16 protein-coding genes are annotated in these 19,831 nt (G+C 64.9%); 8 read left to right on the plus strand and 8 right to left on the minus strand.

Annotated elements, in window-relative coordinates:
* Positions 1 to 34 precede the first annotated feature (34 nt).
* From FJ988_RS03395 to tpiA, 5 genes are all read right to left on the minus strand, one after another.
* Complete coding sequence (locus FJ988_RS03395) at positions 35 to 616, minus strand: DUF1697 domain-containing protein (RefSeq protein ID WP_140815355.1); 582 nt, start codon at positions 614 to 616, stop codon at positions 35 to 37.
* 15 nt (positions 617 to 631) lie between these two features.
* Complete coding sequence (locus FJ988_RS03400) at positions 632 to 2,269, minus strand: CTP synthase (RefSeq protein WP_140815356.1); 1,638 nt, start codon at positions 2,267 to 2,269, stop codon at positions 632 to 634.
* A gap of 174 nt (positions 2,270 to 2,443) precedes the next feature.
* Positions 2,444 to 3,568, minus strand: a complete 1,125-nt coding sequence (locus FJ988_RS03405; RefSeq protein WP_140815357.1) for a L,D-transpeptidase — start codon at positions 3,566 to 3,568, stop codon at positions 2,444 to 2,446.
* A 214-nt stretch (positions 3,569 to 3,782) separates the two neighbouring features.
* Positions 3,783 to 4,304: a preprotein translocase subunit SecG gene (gene secG / locus FJ988_RS03410; RefSeq protein WP_140815358.1), complete on the minus strand. Its 522-nt coding sequence runs from the start codon at positions 4,302 to 4,304 to the stop codon at positions 3,783 to 3,785.
* A gap of 322 nt (positions 4,305 to 4,626) precedes the next feature.
* Positions 4,627 to 5,394 carry a triose-phosphate isomerase gene (tpiA, locus tag FJ988_RS03415; protein ID WP_140815359.1) on the minus strand — a complete coding sequence of 256 codons (768 nt, stop codon included), beginning with the start codon at positions 5,392 to 5,394 and terminating at the stop codon, positions 4,627 to 4,629.
* 142 nt (positions 5,395 to 5,536) lie between these two features.
* Here tpiA and FJ988_RS03420 point away from each other — a divergent pair, with 142 nt between their 5' ends.
* The 5 genes from FJ988_RS03420 to glp are packed head-to-tail and all read left to right on the plus strand — an operon-like array spanning position 5,537 to position 10,945.
* Positions 5,537 to 7,432, plus strand: coding sequence for a peptidyl-prolyl cis-trans isomerase (locus FJ988_RS03420; protein WP_140815360.1), 1,896 nt, complete (start codon positions 5,537 to 5,539; stop codon positions 7,430 to 7,432).
* Positions 7,429 to 8,439, plus strand: a complete 1,011-nt coding sequence (gene trpD / locus FJ988_RS03425) for an anthranilate phosphoribosyltransferase (protein WP_140815361.1) — start codon at positions 7,429 to 7,431, stop codon at positions 8,437 to 8,439. The genes FJ988_RS03420 and trpD overlap by 4 nt, the downstream gene beginning before the upstream one ends.
* 4 nt (positions 8,440 to 8,443) lie before the next feature.
* Positions 8,444 to 9,256, plus strand: a complete 813-nt coding sequence (gene trpC / locus FJ988_RS03430; RefSeq protein ID WP_140815362.1) for an indole-3-glycerol phosphate synthase TrpC — start codon at positions 8,444 to 8,446, stop codon at positions 9,254 to 9,256.
* Between the two features lie 2 nt (positions 9,257 to 9,258).
* On the plus strand, positions 9,259 to 9,738 hold the full coding sequence (gene moaC, locus FJ988_RS03435) for a cyclic pyranopterin monophosphate synthase MoaC (protein WP_140815363.1): 480 nt from the start codon (positions 9,259 to 9,261) through the stop codon (positions 9,736 to 9,738).
* A 1-nt stretch (position 9,739) separates the two neighbouring features.
* On the plus strand, positions 9,740 to 10,945 hold the full coding sequence (glp, locus tag FJ988_RS03440) for a gephyrin-like molybdotransferase Glp (RefSeq protein WP_140815364.1): 1,206 nt from the start codon (positions 9,740 to 9,742) through the stop codon (positions 10,943 to 10,945).
* A 32-nt stretch (positions 10,946 to 10,977) separates the two neighbouring features.
* Here glp and FJ988_RS03445 read toward each other — a convergent pair whose 3' ends face one another.
* Positions 10,978 to 11,808 (minus strand): alpha/beta hydrolase, encoded by an 831-nt coding sequence (locus FJ988_RS03445; protein ID WP_140815365.1) that lies wholly within the window; start codon positions 11,806 to 11,808, stop codon positions 10,978 to 10,980.
* A 51-nt stretch (positions 11,809 to 11,859) separates the two neighbouring features.
* A complete protein-coding gene (gene kynU / locus FJ988_RS03450) occupies positions 11,860 to 13,107 on the minus strand; it encodes a kynureninase (protein WP_140815366.1) in 1,248 nt (415 codons plus the stop codon).
* A 461-nt stretch (positions 13,108 to 13,568) separates the two neighbouring features.
* Between kynU and lexA the strand changes: the two genes are divergently transcribed.
* Positions 13,569 to 14,306, plus strand: a complete 738-nt coding sequence (lexA, locus tag FJ988_RS03455) for a transcriptional repressor LexA (RefSeq protein ID WP_140815367.1) — start codon at positions 13,569 to 13,571, stop codon at positions 14,304 to 14,306.
* On the opposite strand, the gene FJ988_RS03460 is transcribed toward lexA, so the two are convergent.
* A complete protein-coding gene (locus FJ988_RS03460) occupies positions 14,300 to 16,756 on the minus strand; it encodes a ComEC/Rec2 family competence protein (RefSeq protein ID WP_140815368.1) in 2,457 nt (818 codons plus the stop codon). The two genes, lexA and FJ988_RS03460, sit on opposite strands and share 7 nt — an antisense overlap.
* A 102-nt stretch (positions 16,757 to 16,858) precedes the next feature.
* Between FJ988_RS03460 and gltX the strand changes: the two genes are divergently transcribed.
* Together gltX and gltA are read left to right on the plus strand one after the other, a co-directional pair.
* Complete coding sequence (gene gltX, locus FJ988_RS03465; protein WP_140815369.1) at positions 16,859 to 18,283, plus strand: glutamate--tRNA ligase; 1,425 nt, start codon at positions 16,859 to 16,861, stop codon at positions 18,281 to 18,283.
* Positions 18,284 to 18,463: 180 nt separating this feature from the next.
* Positions 18,464 to 19,792 carry a citrate synthase gene (gene gltA, locus FJ988_RS03470; RefSeq protein WP_140815370.1) on the plus strand — a complete coding sequence of 443 codons (1,329 nt, stop codon included), beginning with the start codon at positions 18,464 to 18,466 and terminating at the stop codon, positions 19,790 to 19,792.
* Positions 19,793 to 19,831: the final 39 nt, after the last annotated feature.

The raw sequence follows: 19,831 nt of genomic DNA on the forward strand, positions 1-19,831 counted from the left end.
TTCTGACAAACACAGTTGCTCATCCGTCTCGGCGCTAGTGCGCCGATCCACCTTCTCCCACAAGGGGAGAAGGGAAGGCTCCGCCAACCATTTCCGCCAACCTGCGCACCGTGTTCCAGTTGCGCGATGTGCCGATGCCCAGGCGCTTGTGATTGGCTGCAGCAAGCAGCCGTGAACTTGGCCGCTCGCGCGAAAAGACGAGCCAGATGTCGCCGCCGACCAAAACCACCTTCTCATCGTCATCAGCGCGGGCCTGAAGTCCCGAGAAGGCTTCGTCGGCGACAGCTTGGCGCATCACCCGGACCGCGACCTGGTCGCCGGCTTGCGCAGACTCGGCAGGGAACGGATTCGAAGCCGCAAGCTTCAGCCAATCCACGGCGCCGCGAACGATGATGTCGACATGGCGGCCGAAGGTTTTCTCAAAAGCCTTTTCCAGCCGTTGCTCGAACTTCGATACCTCGCCGGCCCGCGCCTCGAAGACCAGGTTGCCGGTCGATACCAGCGTGCGGACATTGTTGAAACCTAGGCCTTCGGCCATCGCCTTCAGGTCAGACATGACGAGGCGCCGGCCTTCGCCGAGGCCAATGCTATAGAGCAGCGCGACATAGGTCTGCATGGCGCCGCAGACGGCTTACACCAGCCGCGACTGATCCACTGCGGCCGAGATAAAGCTCGCAAAAAGCGGATGCGGATCGAGCGGCCGGCTCTTCAGTTCGGGGTGATACTGCACGCCGATGAACCAGGGATGGTCGGGATATTCGACGGTCTCGGGCAGCACCCCGTCCGGCGACATGCCAGCAAAGACCAGGCCGCAATCCTCCAGCCGCTGCTTGTAGTCGATATTGACCTCATAGCGGTGCCGGTGGCGCTCCGAAATCTGCGTGTCGCCATAGATTTCGGCGATCTTCGAGCCTTTGGCGAGCTCGGCCTGGTAGGCGCCGAGCCGCATCGTCCCGCCGAGATCGCCGGTGGCCCTGCGCTTTTCCAGCATGTTTCCCTTAAGCCACTCCGTCATCAGGCCGACGACGGGCTCGTCGGACGGGCCGAATTCGGTCGACGAGGCGTGCTCGACGCCGGCCAGCGAGCGGGCCGCCTCGATGCAAGCCATCTGCATGCCGAAGCAGATGCCGAAATACGGCACTTTGCGCTCACGCGCGAACTTCGCCGCCAGGATCTTGCCTTCCGAGCCGCGCTCGCCAAAGCCGCCGGGAACGAGGATGCCGTGCACCTTCTCGAGCCAGGGCGTCGGATCTTCCTTCTCGAATATCTCTGATTCGATCCAGTCGAGCTTGACCTTGACGCGGTTGGCGAGACCGCCATGCGACAGCGCCTCAATCAGCGATTTATAGGCGTCCTTGAGGCCGGTGTACTTGCCGACGACGGCGATGGTCACCTCGCCTTCCGGATTGTGGATGCGCTTGGAAAGCGCCTGCCAGGGCTCCATGCGCGGCTTCGGCGCCGGGTCGATGCCGAAGGCGGCCAGTACCTCCGAATCGAGCCCCTCATGATGATAGGCCATCGGCACGTCATAGATATGCGGCACATCGAGCGCCTGGATGACGGCGCTTTCGCGCACATTGCAGAACAGCGACAGTTTTCTGCGCTCTTCCTTCGGGATCGGCCGGTCGGCGCGCACCAGGAGGATGTCAGGCGCGATGCCGATGCCGCGCAATTCCTTGACCGAATGCTGGGTCGGCTTGGTCTTCAACTCGCCGGCGGTCGGGATGTAGGGCATCAGGGTCAGATGCACATAGACCGCATTGTTGCGCGGCAGGTCGTTGCCGAGCTGGCGAATCGCCTCAAGGAACGGCATCGCCTCGATGTCGCCCACCGTGCCGCCGATCTCGCACAGCACGAAATCGTAGTCGTCATTGCCGTCCAGCACGAAATGCTTGATCTCGTCGGTGACGTGCGGGATCACCTGCACCGTTGCGCCGAGATAGTCGCCGCGCCGCTCGCGCTCGATGATGTTCTTGTAGATGCGGCCGGTGGTGATGTTGTCCTGCTGGTTGGCCGAGCGGCCGGTGAAGCGCTCGTAGTGGCCGAGGTCGAGATCGGTCTCGGCGCCGTCATCGGTCACGAACACTTCGCCATGCTGATACGGCGACATCGTTCCGGGGTCGACGTTGAGGTAAGGATCGAGCTTTTTGATGCGCGCGCGATAGCCACGCGCTTGCAGAAGAGCCCCAAGAGCTGCTGCAGCGATGCCTTTTCCGAGGGAGGAAACCACGCCGCCTGTGATGAATACATATCGCGCCATGGGAGTCATCGCTTAACGCGGCCTGATTGATTCCGCCAGAGAAAAAACCGCCGCGAGGGCTTTTTCCCAAATTGGCTCGAGCGCTCCGAAGGGAGCCCCTTAGGTCTAGTCAAAACAAAAGGGCCGGCGGTGCCGGCCCTCTCGGCAGTTTGATCGAACGCGTCAGATAATGACCGATGGTCGTTAGATGATAACGACCTTGGTGCCGATCTTGACGCGGCTGTAGAGGTCCATGACGTGCTCGTTGATCATGCGGAAGCAGCCGTTGGAAGCGCTGGTTCCGATCGAGTTCGGCGCGATGGTGCCGTGGATGCGCAGATGCGTGTCCTTCTTGCCGTCATAGAGGTAGATGGCGCGCGCGCCGAGCGGGTTCTCACCGCCGCCGGGCATGCCGTCCTTGTACTGGCCATAGTGCTTCGGCTCGCGCTTCTGCATGTCGAGCGTCGGGATCCAGCGCGGCCACTCCTGCTTGTCGCCGACCGCCACGGTGCCCTTGAACTGCAGGCCTTCGCGGCCGACCGCGATGGCGTAGCGACGTGCGGTCGAAAACGACTCGACGAGGTAGAGGCGGCGGGCACTGGTGTCGATGACGATTGTGCCCGGCTCGTAGCCGGTGAACGTGACATCCTGCGGCACGAATTCCGGCTTCACCTTGAACGGCCGCTTGGCGTCCTTCTTGGCCAGCGCCGAATCAAGCGCGCGGGTCTCTGGCAGGTAGCTGATCGAGCGTACAGAAGAGCCCCCGAACAGGCCGGCGAACAGCCCGCCGCTGCTCGTCTGCTTCTGGCCGGGCTGCTCGCTTCGCAGCTCGCCATTGTTGCCGGTGGCGGTGACGTTCATCGCCTCGGCCGGGATCGGATCCTCGACCGGCGCAATCGGCGCCACCGGCGTAAGAGTGGTATCGAGGACCTTGCCGTTCTTCTTGGTCGGCATGGCGTCGGCGACTTCGGCCGGCGCGGCGGTGCCCTTCTTGGCGAGCCATTCCTGACGCGCCGTGTCGGCCTTGGCCTTGGCCGCCTCGCGCATCGCCAGCTTGCGAGCCTCGAGTGCCTTGGTCTTGGCGGCTTCCTTGTCGGCCGCGATCTTGGCCTCGAGCTTGCTGATCTGCGCAAGATCCTCAGAGCTCGGGTTTTTCTTCTTCTTGAGAAGCCTCAGCTGCGATGCGTCGCTCTTGGCGGCGACGACGGGAATTGCGTCGGTCGTCTCGACCGACGGGGAAGTGGCCAAATTTGCCGGTCCGGCAAAGGCCGCGGAACCCATGCCGAGGACGGCACAGAATCCCAGGAGGATGAAGCTGCGAAGCTGCATGGCGAAGATCCGATTGTTCAAAAGCAAGTTGCCCACGGCGTCGCCCGGCGCCCCCCAAGGACGCCGATAGTGCCGCAAGGAATCTATAATCGATTAGCCGCGGCGGCCTCAAGCTGACCCAGGCGCTACGCCCGGTTGAATCTTCGTGATTGGGCCCGCATTTGCCGCGACTGTGTTCAAAGAACAACAGGTCGCGGCAGCAAAGCTTGTCCGGCTACTGGTTCGGAACCTGCGGGGTGGCCGGCTGAGCGGCACCGTTCGTGGCCGGCGGCGTGGTCGGATTCGCCGGCGCCGGCGCGGCGGGAGCCCCGCTGACAGGGGCTGGCGCCGGAGCTGGCGGCGTCGTGCCGTTGGCCAGCGGCGTGGTGGTCGTTGCGCCACCCGACGGAGCCGCCGTGCCGGCCGGAGCCGCCGGCTTCGAGGTGCCGACCGGCCCGTTGGACCCCGGCAACTGGTTGAGCACGCCGCTGCCTGAGGTCGAGGTCGCCGGACGGTCGAGAATGTCGATCGGCTTCTCGCCATAGCGGGCGATGATGGAGAGCGCCAGCGAGGTGACGAAGAAAGCCGCCGCCAGGATAGCGGTCGCGCGGGTGAGCGCATTGGCGGCGCCGCGCGCTGTCATGAAACCGGAACCGCCGCCAATGCCGAGACCGCCGCCTTCGGAGCGCTGCAGCAGCACCACGCCGACAAGGGCGAGCACGACCATGAGGTGGACGACGATCAGTACGGTTTCCATAATTTATCCTGGCGAGGCCTTGCGCGGCCGCGCATACGACCGGTGATTTGGAGGCGGCTCCTTACAATGCTTTGGCGGCATTTCCAAGCCCGTGGCCGGGAATATGGGGAGCAACGCGGCCATTGCAACGATTTCGGCTCGTCCGGGCCTCTTAAGACGTGTTGAGATTCAGGTCAGGCCGAGTCGGAGTCGAAGACGGGCGCGAAGCGACCAAACAAGGTGGCTTCCGAGAACCGGAGCGGAGCCTACTTTAAGTACGTGAGCACCGGAAGCGCAGGAGACCGCCATTTGCAGGCCGGCCTCACCTGAACATCGGCACGTCTTACGACATATGCATATAGGCTTCCGCGATAGCCAGGAAATCGGCCGCCTTGAGGCTGGCACCGCCGACCAGCGCGCCGTCGACATTCTCCACGCCGAGCAGTTCGACCGCGTTGGACGGCTTGACCGAGCCGCCATAGAGGATGCGCATTTTTGCCGCGCCATCGCCGAGCAGCCCGATCAGCCTGGCGCGGATATGCGCGTGCGCCTCGGCTACGTCGTTTGCTGTCGGAGTCAGGCCGGTGCCGATCGCCCAGACCGGTTCATAGGCAATGACGGTATTGGCGGCCGTGGCGCTGGCGGGAACAGAGCCATCTAGCTGGCGCGACAGGATATCGAGCGTAGCACCCGCCTCGCGCTCGGCTCTCGTCTCGCCGATACAGATGATCGCCACCAGGCCGGCCCGCCAGGCCGCCGAGGCCTTGGCATTGACGGTCGCATCGTCCTCGCCGAACTGCTCGCGCCGCTCGGAGTGGCCGACGATAACGTGGCTCGCGCCGGCGTCCTTCAGCATCTCGGCCGAAATCTCGCCGGTAAAGGCGCCGCTTTCCTTCGGGTGGCAGTCCTCGCCGCCCGCCCGCACCGGCGTGCGCGACAGGATTTCGGCGGCGCGCTGCAGCAAGGTCGCCGGCACGCACACCAGCGCTTCGGTTTCCGTATCGAGCCCGCTCATGAACCCGTTGCCGATCGACCTCAACTCGTTGAGCGAGGCGCTGGTGCCGTTCATTTTCCAGTTGCCGGCAACAAGTGGGCGGATTCCAGGAGTCATGGGCGCGTTCTCCGAGCGACATTAAGCAGCGCCCTCACTACCAAAATCAGGTCACAAAGCAATCGACAGTGGGCCGGAAGGGCGCTATTGCGCTTGTTTCAGACTCGGCGCATGCGAAAATGCGCAAAAATCGGAAGTATGCATGCTTGGTGTATTGAGAAGCGCGGCGGGTACCTGGGTCGCGAAAGCGTTGTTGTCCTTGCTGGTGATCAGCTTCGCCGCCTGGGGCATTACCACCCGCATGGTGGGTGGCGTGCTGGGTGGCCACCATGCGGTGATCACCGCCGGCGGCACGGAGGTCTCGATCAACGAATACCGCCTCGCCTATGATCGCCAGGTCGCCCAGTTGTCGCAACAATACGGCCAGCGCGTCACGCAGGAGCAGGCCAAGCTGCTTGGCGTCGACAACCAGGTCATGGCGCAGCTCGTGTCGGGCGCGGTGCTCGACGAGCAGGCGCGCAAGCTCGGCCTCGGCCTGTCCAAGGATCGCCTTGCGGAGCTCACCCGCGAGGACCCGGCCTTCAAGGGTCCGAGCGGCCAGTTCGATCGCCGGACCTTCGAATACCTGCTTCGCCAGCTCAACATGCGCCCCGAGGATTATCTCAAGAACCGCTCGCAGGTAGCCGTGCGCCAGCAGATCGTCGAAGCGATCTCCGATGGGCTGAAAGTGCCGCAGACCTTCCTGAAGGCGGTTTCGCTCTACCGCGGCGAGGACCGCACCATCGACTATCTGGTGCTGCCGAAGACGCTAGTGCAGCCGATCGAGGCGCCGTCCGACAGCGCCTTGAACACCTATTTCGACGCCAACAAGAAGACCTACGCCGCGCCGGAATACCGCAAATTCTCCTATGTGAGGCTGGAGCCGCAGGACATCATGGACCCGTCCGCGGTAACCGATGCCCAAGTGAAGGACGACTACACCAAGAACATCGCGCGCTACACGACGCCCGAGATGCGAACCATCGAGCAACTGGTGTTCAAGACGCCTGACGCGGCGAAGGCTGCCTATGATTCGCTGAAGGCCGGCGCTACCTTCGACAAGCTGGTCACCGCCGAAGGCAAGACGCAGGCCGACACGCTGCTCGGCACGCTGTCCAAGGACAAGGTTCCCGACAAGGCGGTTGCCGACGCGGCCTTCGCGCTCAACGCCAACGAGGTCAGCCAGGTCGTCCAGGGCGCCTTCGGCCCGGTGCTGCTACGCGTCACCGAGATCAAGCCGCAGGTGGTGAAGCAGCTTTCGGAAGTCTCCGACCAGATTCGCAAGGATCTCGCCTTGGGCGAAGCAAGCCGCATCCTGCTCGACGTGCATGACAGCTACGAGGACACCCGTGCTTCCGGAGCCTCGCTCGCCCAGGCGGCCGACAAGCTGAAGCTCAAGGTGGTCACCATCGACGCCATCGACCGAACCGGGCAGCGGCCGGACGGCACCATCGTCAACGACCTGCCGGAATCGGCCGATCTCATCAAGTCGGTGTTCGCGGCCGAGCCGAACACCGAGAACGAGGGCCTGACCACCACCGACAACGGCTTCGTCTTCTACGAAGTGCAGTCGATCACGCCGGCGCGCGACCGCACGCTGGACGAGGTGCGCAAGAAGGTGGTGGCCGACTGGACCGAGGCCGAGACCGACAAGCGGCTCGACGCGAAGGCCCAGGAACTGGAAAAGCGCCTCAAGGCCGGCACCACGCTCGACGTGATCGCGAGCGAGCTCAAGCTCGACAAGCAGACCAAGCGCGGCCTGAAGCGCGAAGCCGATGATGCCGATTTCGGCAAGGAAGGTGCGGCAACCATGTTCGGCGTCGGCGAAGGCGGCACCGGCCTGGTCCCCTCGCCCACCGGCGACGGCCAGATCCTGTTCAAGGTCGCAGAAGTCTTCGAACCGGCAGGCGCCGACGGCAGCTCCGTGCCCGACGACGCGCAAAAATCCTTCGGCGCCGGCATGTCGGACGACCTGCTCGACCAGTTGGTGGCGCAATTGCAGTCGCAATACAACGTTCGCGTCGATCCGAACGCAGTTTCTCAAGCGCAGACACGATGAGCGCGCTGAAGACACACATCGCCAAGGTCGCGACCGGCGCCGCGCTCTCCTTCGAGGAGGCGCGCGAAGCCTTCGACATCATCATGTCCGGCGACGCCACGCCCGGCCAGATCGGCGGCTTCCTGATGGCGCTGCGCGTGCGCGGCGAAACCGTCGGCGAAATCTCCGGCGCGGTCGCCACTATGCGCGCCAAGATGCTGCGGGTCGAGGCACCGCACGGCGCCATCGACATCGTCGGCACCGGCGGCGACAATTCGCATTCGGTCAACATCTCGACCGGGTCCGCCTTCGTCATCGCCGCGGCGGGCGTGCCGGTCGCCAAGCACGGCAATCGCGGCCTGTCCTCGCTGACCGGCGCGGCCGATGTGCTGACGGCGCTGGGCGTCAAGGTCGATATTTCCCCGGAGACGATCGGACGCTGCATCCAGGCGGCCGGCGTCGGCTTCATGTTCGCGCCGGCGCATCATCCGGCGATGAAGCATGTCGGGCCGACCCGGGTCGAGCTAGGCACGCGCACCATCTTCAACCTGCTCGGCCCATTGTCGAACCCGGCCGGCGTCAGCCGCCAGATGGTGGGCGTCTTCCTGCCGGAATGGATCATGCCGGTGGCCGAGACGCTGAAGGCGCTGGGCACCGATCACGCCTGGGTCGTCCACGGCGACGGTTACGACGAGATCACCACCACCGGCGAGACGCACGTTGCCGAGGTTATAGGTGGCGAGATTCGCACCTTTACGCTTACCCCGGAAGCATTCGGGCTGAAGCGCCATTCGAAGCAAGATCTGCGCGGCGGCGAAGCGGCCTACAACGCCAAGGCGCTCCGCGACATGCTGAGCGGCGTTGCCGGCGCCTATCGCGACACGGTGTTGATGAATGCCGGCGCCGGGCTGGTCGTGGCCGGCAAGGCGACGACGCTTGCCGACGGCATCGCGGCGGCAGCACAAGCCATCGACAGCGGCCGTGCGCTTGGCGTGCTCGATAAACTGATCGAGATTTCGAACGGGTAGAGCCTTGTCCGACATCCTGCGCAAGATAGAAGCCTACAAGCGCGAAGAAATCGCGGCGGCGAAGGCGCGAGCGCCTCTGGCCGAGATCAAGGCCCAGGCGAAGGACGTCGACGCGCCGCGCGGCTTTCTCGCGGCGCTGGAGGCAAAGCGCCGGGACGGCGGCTTCGCGCTGATCGCCGAGATCAAGAAGGCCAGCCCCTCGAAGGGCCTGATCCGCGCCGATTTCGATCCGCCGTTGCTCGCCAAAGCCTACCAGCAAGGCGGCGCTGCCTGCCTTTCCGTTTTGACGGATGCGCCGTCCTTCCAGGGTGCGCCGGAGTTCCTGACGGCCGCGCGGGCGGCGGTGCGCCTGCCCGCGTTGCGTAAGGATTTCCTGTTCGACGCCTACCAGGTCCATGAGGCGCGCGCCTGGGGCGCGGATGCGATCCTGATCATCATGGCGAGCGTCGACGACGCCCTTGCCAGGGAGCTCGAGGCCACGGCCTTCGAGCTCGGCATGGATGCGCTGGTCGAAGTCCACGACGAGAAGGAAATGGAGCGGGCGCTCAAACTGTCGTCGCGGCTGATCGGCATCAACAACCGCGATCTCAGAACCTTTGTGACCAGCCTCGACGTTTCCGAGCGGCTGGCGGCCATGGTGCCGGCGGACCGGCTGCTGGTCAGCGAAAGCGGCATCTTCACCCACGACGATTGCCGCCGGCTGGAGAAGAGCAAGATCGGCACTTTCCTCGTCGGCGAGAGCCTGATGCGGCAGGCCGACGTGGCCGCCGCGACGAAACTGCTGCTGACGGGCAAGGCAGCGGCCGAGACTGCCTAACGATGGCTGCACTCACCCATATCGGCGCCAAGGGCGAAGCCAACATGGTCGATGTCGGCGGCAAGGCCGAGACGACCCGCACCGCGATCGCCGAGGGCTTCGTCTCGATGCGGCCGGAAACGCTGGACATGATTTTGGACGGCGACGCCAAGAAGGGCGACGTGCTGGGCACCGCGCGCATCGCCGGCATCATGGCGGCCAAGCGCGCGCATGAGCTGATCCCGCTCTGCCATCCGCTGCTTCTGACCAAGGTTGCCGTCGACATCGAGCCAGACCGTACCCTGCCTGGGCTGAAAGTCACCGCGCTTGCCCGCGTTACCGGCAAGACCGGCGTGGAGATGGAGGCGCTGACCGCCGCTTCCGTCGCCTGCCTCACCATCTATGACATGGCCAAGGCGGCGGACCGCGCCATGGTGATTTCCGGCATCCGGCTGGTCGAGAAGACCGGCGGCAAGTCCGGCGACTACAAGGCAGGTTCGTAAGATGCCGTTGGTTCCCGTCGCCGAAGCTCTCGAGCGGCTACTCGACGGCGCTACGCCTCTACCCGGCGAAAGCGTTGCGCTGGCCGATGCGGCCGGCCGGGTCCTGGCGGAGCCGGTGGTGGCGCTGCGCACACAGCCGCCCTTCAATGCCTCGGCCATGGACGGCTACGCCGCCCGCTCCGCCGACGTCGCCTCAGTGCCGGCCCGCCTCGCCGTGGTCGGCATGGCGCCTGCCGGGCGAGGCTTTACCGGCGTTGTCGGCAAGGGCGAGGCAGTGCGCATCTTCACCGGCGCGCCGCTGCCGGAGGGCGCCGACACCATCGTCATCCAGGAAAATGTCCGCGACCTCGGCAACGGTGAGATCGAGGTGACCGAGCCGACGACGGCAGCGCGCAATGTGCGGCGCCGCGGTCTCGATTTCGCCGAGGGCGACATCCTGCTCGACAAAGGCCGCGTGCTCGATCCAGCCGCGCTGTCGCTGGCGGCGTCGGCCAATCATCCGAGCCTGCAAGTCGTGCGGCAGCCGCTGGTCGCGATCATCGCCACCGGCGACGAATTGCTGCCGCCGGGCAGTGAACTCGGCCCGGACCAGATCATCTCTTCCAATGCCTATGGCGTGGCCGCCACCGCCCGCTCGGTCGGCGCCCGCGCCCTCGATCTCGGCATTGCCGCCGACCGGCCAGAGGCGATCGCCGCGCTGGTTCAAAAAGCGGTCGAAGCCGGCGCCGACGTCATCGTCACGCTGGGCGGCGCCTCGGTCGGCGATCACGACCTGATCCATGACGTGCTGACCAGCCAGGGCATGAAGCTCGACTTCTGGAAGATCGCCATGCGCCCCGGCAAGCCATTGATGTTTGGCCGGCTCGGGGATGTCCGTTGCATCGGCCTGCCCGGCAATCCGGTGGCGAGCATCGTCTGCTCGCAGCTTTTCCTCAAGCCGCTGCTGGCGCGGCTCGGCGGCCGCGATCACAAGCAGGACTTGCGAACCGCCCGGCTGGGCGCAGCGATGCAGGCCAACGATCTGCGACAGGACTATGTGCGCGCCGTCGTGCATGAAGACGCCGGCCGCCTAGTGGCGACGCCCTTCGGCATCCAAGATTCCTCGATGCTGCGGATGCTGGCCGACGCCAACGGCCTGATCGTACGCGAGCCCTTCGCGCCGGCCGCGCATGCCGGCGCCGAGTGCAGCGTTTTGATGTTGCGCTGAGCATACGTCGACGCAGTCGATCGTAGCTCGATCTATTCGTCGACCAGCGTGCGCGTCAGCGGATGATCGGGGTCGGCGAGACCGTCGACGATATCGAAATGATGCCTGTCAGGTTCGACAACCGAGCTTGTCGCGGCGCCAAGCCCGGTCCAAATGTTGGCAAGCAAGGCGCTCTGGCGCAGGAACTCCGACCGCTCGCCGCCGCCCACCCAGCAGGCGACGCGCGCGCCTGGCATCGGCCACAACAGCGCCGGGCTCTCGTTCAGAGCTTCCTGTTCGTCGATCGCCAGGGTAGCGTTCATCGCCGTGCGCATCAGCGGCCGCAAATCATGCAAGCCTGAGATCGAAACGACCTGCCGGATGCGTTTCGCCACATCCGAGGAAAGCGGCGTGGCCGCGGTCACCATGCGGGTGGCGAGATGTCCGCCGGCCGAATGTCCGGTCAGCATCAGCGGTCCCTCGACCATCGCCGCCGCCTTGCCGATCGCCGCCGCCACTTCGCCAGCGATGCCACCGATCCTGGTCGCGGGACATTGGGTGTAGGCGGGCATGGCGACGGCAAAGCCGCGCCCGACCGCGCCACCCGCCAGATGCGACCAGCTCGCCTTGTCCGATTCCATCCAGTAGCCGCCGTGGATGAAGACAACGAGCCCCTTTGGCGTGGCCTGCGGAAGAAAAAGATCGAAGCGATTGCGCGGCGCATCGCCATAGACGATGTCGAGCCGCGCCCTACCCTCGGTGGAGAGCTTGTCGCGAAACGCCCGCGCCGGGCGATCCCAAGCCGCCGGCCAGCGGTCGCCGCCGGCGATGTTTGCCCCGTTGGCATAGGCATTGTCCCAGTCAGCGATACGATGCTCGGCCACCAACTCCTCCCACGAACATTTACACCCCGAGACGAACTTCAGCTCATCGCCTCAGGTAACGGCGGTTTTGACCGCAAAGCGCGGGTCCTGCCAGGCGCCAGCGCGCAGAATGTTTTCCAGCACCTCGACCGCGTCCCAGACATCGCGATAGCCGACATAGAGTGGCGTGAAGCCGAAGCGGATGGTCGACGGCGCGCGGAAATCGCCGATCACGCCGCGCTCGATCAACGCACGCATCACCTGGTAGCCATGGGGATGGGCGAATGACACCTGGCTGCCGCGCTCGGCGCCATTGCGCGGGCTTTCCAATTCGAGGCCGAAGGCGCCGCATCTGGCCTCGACCAGCCGGATGAACAGATCCGTCAGGGCGATGCTTTTCGCGCGCACCGCCTGCATGTCGACCTCGTCCCAGAGATCCAGCGCGCCCTTCAGCGCCCGCATCGACAGCACCGGCTGCGTGCCGCACAGGAACCGGCGAATACCGCTGCCGGCGGCATAACCCTGCTCGAACGCGAACGGCCGGGCGTGGCCCCACCAGCCACTGAGCGGCTGGGAAATATCGCCGTGGTGGCGGTGCGCGGCATAGATGAAGGCCGGCGCGCCCGGTCCGCCATTGAGATACTTATAGGTGCAACCGATGGCGAAGTCGGCATTCGAGCCGTCGAGGTCGACCGGCAGCGCGCCCGCCGTGTGGCAGAGGTCCCAGACGATCAGCGCGCCGGCCTCATGCGCCTTGCGCGTCAGTGCCGCCATGTCGCGCAGCCGGCCGGATTTGTAGTTGACCTGGTTGACCAGAATGACCGCGACACGATCGTCGATCAGTTCCTCGATCGTCCGCGCATCGACGCCTTCCAGCCGCAGCCTTGTGCCGGGCCGCGTCGATGCCACCCCTTCCGCCATATAGAGGTCGGTCGGAAAGCTGTCGCCCTCGGCGACGATCACCGACCGTTCGGGCCGCATCGCCAGCGCGGCGTGCAGGACCTTGTAGATGTTGATCGAGGTCGTGTCGCAGACGACGGTCTGGCCGGCCGCCGCGCCGATCAGCCGCCCGAGTTGGTCGCCCAAAGCGATGGGCATGTCGAACCAGCCGGCCGTGTTCCAGGCGCGGATCAGATCCTGCGCCCATTCGCGCGTCGCGGCGTTCTCGATTTCGTTGAAGACATTAGCCGACGCCGCACCCAGAGAATTGCCATCAAGATAGATCACGCCTTCCGGCAGAATGAAGCGGTCGCGCATGGAGCGAAGCGGATCCGCGGCATCCATCGCCTCGACTTCAGCGAGATCTGGAATTTTCGCCATTCTGCCAACGCCTCTCCCTTTCGGCCGGCGAACGACGCCACAGGCCAATCATGGACGGGTTGTCTCACCGCCGTCGCCGATACCGCAAGGCCCTTTTTTCCCTTGAGCGCTGGTCCATCGCCTCGCAAGCGGCGGACTGGAATCAGGCCCAAAGTTGGCGTTTTGACTTCGTTTCGTTCACGGTGCCGGCCCAAACCGTAAAGCCCGCGCAATGCCGCGACCACGTCGGCGAAGGCGCCGCATCCCGTTTGATATAAGAGACGGGGTTGTAAAACGGAGCGGAATCAAGGCTTAAGGGCCACCCGGCCTTCGCGACAGCGCCCGCGCCGGCGCAACATAGTTTCGGCCGTCCTAACAAATTCACTAAACTTTAAACGGTTGCGGAACACAACTGGAACAGATAGTGTTTGTTCTGGGTTTGTTTTTCTGATTCTGGTTTTCAGAACCCGCGGGGACCGCCGATGCTGACGCGCAAACAACATGAACTCCTGATGTTCATCCACGAACGTCTCAAGGAAAGCGGCATTCCCCCGTCCTTCGACGAGATGAAGGAAGCGCTAGACCTTGCGTCGAAGTCCGGCATCCACCGGCTGATCACGGCGCTGGAGGAACGCGGCTTCATTCGCCGGCTGCCCAACCGGGCGCGCGCTCTCGAAGTGCTGCGCCTGCCCGACTCGATCGCCCCCGGCCTCAACGCGGCGAAGAAATTTTCGCCAAGCGTCATCCAGGGTGGACAAGGCCAGGGCAATCTCGGCCGGCAGATCAAGCCTGCGGGCCCATCGCGCGCGCCGACGCCGAGCAATGACGATGCCGGCTCCGCCGTCTCGATACCGGTGATGGGCCGCATCGCCGCCGGCGTGCCGATCGATGCAATCCAGCACCAGACGCATTCGATCTCCGTGCCGCCGGACATGATCATGGGCGGCGAGCACTATGCGCTCGAGGTCAAGGGCGACTCCATGATCGAGGCCGGCATCTTCGACGGCGACACCGTCATCATCCGCAACGCCAATACGGCGAGCCCGGGCGAGATCGTGGTGGCGCTGGTCGACGACGAGGAAGCGACGCTAAAACGCTTCCGCCGCAAGGGCGCCTCTATCGCGCTCGAGGCCGCCAACCCGGCCTATGAGACCCGCATATTCGGGCCGGACCGGGTCAAGGTGCAGGGCAAGCTCGTCGGGCTCATCAGGCGCTACTGATCCGCTGGCGGGGACGTCGCCTTCTCAGGCTTCTTATACGGCGGCAGCCCTCTCGCCTCGCGAGTGTATTTCCGCTGCTCGTGCCAGGGCCGGTACGGCTGTTCGACCGCATAGCGGATGGTTGGCCGAGCCGTGGCCGATTGCGTGTCGAAGAAGACGGCGGCACTGCCGTCCTGCGCGAGCTGCCGTTTGGTGACGACAAGGATGCGTGGATCGCGGCAAGGATTGTAGGCCGTGGCGTCGTTGATGACGATGAGGTCGGCGAAGCCGCAGGCCGGCCGGGCGCTGTCGCGGGTCTCGGCGAGCGCCACGATCGCGCCCGAAGGATGCCGGCCGATGCAAAGATCTCCGGTGCAATAGAAGGGCGATCCGGACGGCAGGTCGACGGGATCGGCGATGTCCAGCGCGCCCTTGGCGAAAATCTCCGGCGGCACGATCGCTTCGGATTGCAGCGCGCGTTTCCAATTGTCGGTGGTGAACTCGTTGGAGCGTGCGCGGTTGATGGCAAGCTCGCCGCCGCCGATCGGCATCGCCACCAGATGCGCATCCTCGGAGATGAGCAGGTCCGGCGTGCGCACGTCCGGAATTGCCAGAAGTGCTGCAAGCGCGAAGGGCACGGCGGCAAGCCTGAGCCAAGTGGTCGCCATGGTTGCGATGACCAGCGCGACGGTTGCCAGGAGCACAGACTGGATCGAGATCAGGCCGACGGCGTCGACCGGCGAGCGTTCGGAAATCCACGCCGAGATCGCTACCATTGCCGTCAGGCCCTTGCCCATCACATAGAGGAACGGACCGTCGAAGCCGAAAGGCATGGTGAGCGCGCTCAGCACGGCGAACGGCATGACGATGAGCGAGACGATGGGCATGACCGCGAGGTTCGCCACCAGGCTGAGCGGCGATACACGTTGAAAATGCCAGATGGCGAACAGCACCGTCGCGCTGCCGGCGATCAGCGACGTCATGGCCGCGCCGCCGACACCAGCCGCCAGTTTTCGCGCCAGGAATCGCGGGAACGAACGCTTTGCCGACGGCACGGCTACTTTGCCGACGCGATAGTCGGCCCAGCCGGCATAGGCGCCGACCAGTGCCGCCGTAGCGGCAAAGGACATCTGAAAGCTCGGGCCGACAACTTCATGCGGCGAGACCAGGATGACGGCGATCGCCGAGATCGCCAGGTTGCGCATTGTGAGCGCCGCGCGGTCGAAGAGCACGGCGACCAGCATCACCGCCAGCATGATGAAGCTGCGCTCGGCCGCCACCACGATCCCGGAGATGACGAGGTAAGCGGCGATCGAGACCAGCGCTATCGCCGCGGCATATTTCTTGACCGGCCGGCGCGAGGAAAAATCCGGGAACAGCGCAAAGGCGCCGCGCAGCAGCACCATGATCGTGCCGGCGACCAGTGCCATGTGCAGGCCGGAAATCGAGATGATGTGATAGATGCCGGTGCGGCGCATCGACTCGTTGATCTCTTCCGGAATGCCGGCGCGCACGCCGACGATCAGCGCCGCCGCGATCTCGCCCTCGGCGCCGCCGACGGTGCTGCGGATATGATCGGCAATCCCTTCGCGCGCATTCTCGATGGCGAGGGCAATACTTGAACAAAACGGTGCGGCGTCGGTCGTCGATACCAGCTTCGGGTCGCCCAGGAAAAAGCCGCTGCCGCCGATGCCGGTGAAATAGCTGTCGAACGAAAAGTCATAGCTGTCCGGCCGCACCGGACCGGTCGGCGGCAGCAGCTTGGCGTAACCGGTCAGGATCGACCCGGCTTTCATATCAGGCGGAATCCGGCGCGCCGAAAGCCTGACGCGGTCGGGCGCATAGCGCAGCGTCGGATGCTCGGTCGAGATCAGATCAATGGTCAGCCTGACGCGGCCATTGGCCGTCGGCTCGGCGATGACGAGGCGGCCGGTGAGCCGCGTCTGGATTTCTGACCCGGTCATCGGCGTCGCCGCGCGCCAGGTCTCGACCTTGGCGGCGAGAAAACCCAGGGCACAGACAAGCGTCGCCATGAAGATGAGATGCGTGCGCGGCCGGGAACGGGAGACGACCGCGCAAACGGCCATCAGCGCCACAACCGCCAGCGGCCTGTAGAGATCGGGCTCGGTGCTCAGCGAAAAATAGTAGATGACCCCGGCGGCGAGAAACACCGGCACCAGCAGGAAGCCGATGCCGCGATCTAGCTCGGTGGTGGCCGCGACCGCTATGCTTTGGCTCAGCGCAGAAAACGAAACGCGGCCAAGCTGTTTGCGGATCCGGCGGATGGCGGCTGCCGGCGCGACTGGCCGTAGCGCTCCGTCGGCGGGAGGCGAAAGCTCGGCCGATGGACGGGTGTCCGGTGGCGAAACCGACGCTTCTTCGGCGGGCGCGGCATGGGCAAACAGCAGGCGTTCGCTGACGCCAGCCATCGCCCCCTCGCCCTCTCCACCAGCCCGGCCACGTCCAGCCATCGGGTCTGCCCCTTGCGCCCCAGACCGCCTATGCTACATGAACGCAGCCCGCGCGAAAGCCCGCGCAAAACATGCCTGTTTCAGCGCTTCTTCGAGAGTTAAATGTCCGACAAGGTCGTCACCCGTTTTGCCCCCTCGCCGACAGGCTACCTGCATATCGGCGGCGCGCGCACAGCGCTGTTTAACTGGCTCTACGCCAAGCACACTGGCGGCACGATGCTCTTGCGCATCGAGGACACCGACCGCGAACGCTCCACCGAGGCGGCGACCGCCGCGATCCTGGACGGGCTGACCTGGCTCGGCCTTTCTTGGGACGGCGAGGCCGTCTCCCAGTTCGCGCGCGCGGCGCGCCACCGCGAGGTGGCCGAGGAGCTGGTGCGGCTGGGCAAGGCTTACTATGCCTACGAGACGCCGGCGGAGCTCGAGGCGATGCGCGAGGCAGCCAGGGCCAAGGGCTTGCCGCCACGCTACAACGGCGCCTGGCGCGACCGCGATCCTTCCGAGGCGCCCGCTGGCGTCAAGGGCGCCATCCGCATCAAGGCGCCGACCGCCGGCGAGACCGTTGTAGACGACCGCGTGCAAGGCGAGGTGCGCTTCCCCAACAAGGATCTCGACGACTTCATCATCCTGCGCTCGGATGGCGTCCCGACCTACATGCATGCCGTCGTCGTCGACGATCATGACATGGGCGTCACCCATATCATCCGGGGAGACGACCATCTGACCAACGCCGCGCGCCAGACGGTGATCTACAACGCCATGGGCTGGGATGTGCCGTCGATGTCGCATATCCCGCTCATCCACGGTGCTGACGGCGCCAAGCTGTCGAAGCGGCACGGCGCGCTCGGCGTCGAGGCCTATCGCGCCATGGGCTACCTGCCCGAGGCGCTGCTCAACTATCTGGCCAGGCTCGGCTGGAGCCATGGCGACGACGAGGTGATGTCGGTCAAGGACATGGTCTCCTGGTTCGACATCGGCGACGTCAACAAGGGCGCGGCGCGTTTCGACTTCGCCAAGCTCGACGCGCTGAACGGCGTCCATATGCGCAAGATGGACGATCAGACGCTGTTCGACATCTTTGTCGCCACGCTGCCCTATCTCGAAGGCGGCGCCACACTTGCAGTGAAGCTCGACGACAAGCGCAAGGCGCAGCTGCTTGCCGCCATGCCCGGCCTCAAGGAGCGCGCCAAGACACTGGTCGAGCTTCTCGACGGCGCGGCGTTCCTGTTTGCCGAGCGGCCGCTGTCGCTCGACGAGAAGGCCGCGGGCCTCGTCAACGGCGATGGGCGCGCGGTTCTGCGCGGCGCGCATCAGGCGCTGGCCGCGGTTTCCGGCGACTGGAGCGCGGCTGCGGCCGAGGCCGCGATCCGCGATTTCGCGCAGGCCGGCGGCCACAAGCTCGGCGCCGTGGCGCAGCCCCTGCGTGCGGCGCTGACCGGCCGCAGCACCTCGCCCGGCGTCTTCGACGTGCTTGCCGTGCTCGGCCGCGAGGAGAGCCTGGCGCGGATCGGCGATCAAATCGATTAGGTGTGAACTGGCCCAAGAAGATTGGCATTGAAAGGTGTGTTTCGCAGTGCAACATTAGGCCTTGGCCCAATCTGGCACGCACCTCCTAAAATGCGGTGGCGAGTTCGCGCATTCCGGTGACTTCACGTGTCGTTGGCAGGATTGCCTTGCCGGCATGAGGAATACAAAAGGAGTTTGAGAATGAGCGAAGCTGCGAAGAAACTGGATACGGTCAGCAAGGCGCACCCGGCGACCGCCGCGCTCGAATTGAACGGCAAGACCCACGAATTCAAGGTACGAAGCGGGACGGTCGGGCCTGACGTCATCGACATCGGCGCTCTCTACGGCACCACCGGCGCCTTCACCTACGATCCGGGCTTCACCTCGACGGCAAGCTGCGAGTCCGGCATCACCTTCATCGATGGCGACGCCGGCATCCTGCTGCATCGCGGCTTCCCGATCGACCAGCTCGCCGAGCATGGCGACTTCCTCGAAGTCTGCTATCTCCTCCTCTACGGCGAACTGCCGACCAAGGCGCAGAAGGACGACTTTGACTACCGAGTGACGCGCCACACCATGGTGCACGAGCAGATGTCGCGCTTCTTCACCGGCTTCCGCCGCGACGCGCATCCGATGGCGGTGATGTGCGGCGTGGTCGGCGCGCTTTCGGCGTTCTATCACGACTCGACCGACATCTCCGACCCCTACCAGCGCATGATCGCCTCGATGCGCCTGATCGCCAAGATGCCGACGATCGCGGCGATGGCCTACAAGTACCACATCGGCCAGCCCTTCATTTACCCGAAGAACGATCTCGGCTTCGCCGCCAACTTCCTGCACATGTGCTTCGCGGTGCCCTGCGAGGAGTACAAGATCAATCCGGTGCTGGCGCGCGCCATGGACCGCATCTTCATCCTGCATGCCGACCATGAGCAGAACGCCTCGACCTCGACCGTTCGCCTCGCCGGTTCGTCGGGCGCCAATCCCTTCGCCTGTATCGCCGCCGGCATCGCTTGCCTGTGGGGCCCGGCCCATGGCGGCGCCAACGAAGCGGCGCTGAACATGCTGGGCGAGATCGGCCATGTCGATCACATCCCGGAATTCATCGCCCGCGCCAAGGACAAGAACGATCCGTTCCGGCTGATGGGCTTTGGCCACCGCGTCTACAAGAATTACGATCCTCGTGCGAAAATCATGCAGAAGACCGCGCATGAGGTGCTGGGCGAGCTCGGCATCAAGGACGATCCGCTGCTCGATATCGCCATGGAGCTGGAAAAGATCGCGCTGACCGACGAGTACTTCATCGAGAAGAAGCTCTACCCGAATGTCGACTTCTATTCCGGCATCACGCTGAAGGCGCTGGGCTTCCCCACCACCATGTTCACCGTGCTGTTCGCCGTCGCCCGCACCGTCGGCTGGATCGCGCAGTGGAAGGAAATGATCGAGGATCCGCACCAGAAGATCGGCCGTCCGCGCCAGCTCTACACCGGCGCCACGGAACGCGACTACGTGCCGATTGCAAAGCGGTGAGTGAGTAGCAAATAGGGAGTAGTGAGTAGAGTGTTGGAG

Source organism: Mesorhizobium sp. CU3, assembly GCF_006442965.1.
In the GTDB taxonomy this organism is placed as follows: domain Bacteria; phylum Pseudomonadota; class Alphaproteobacteria; order Rhizobiales; family Rhizobiaceae; genus Mesorhizobium.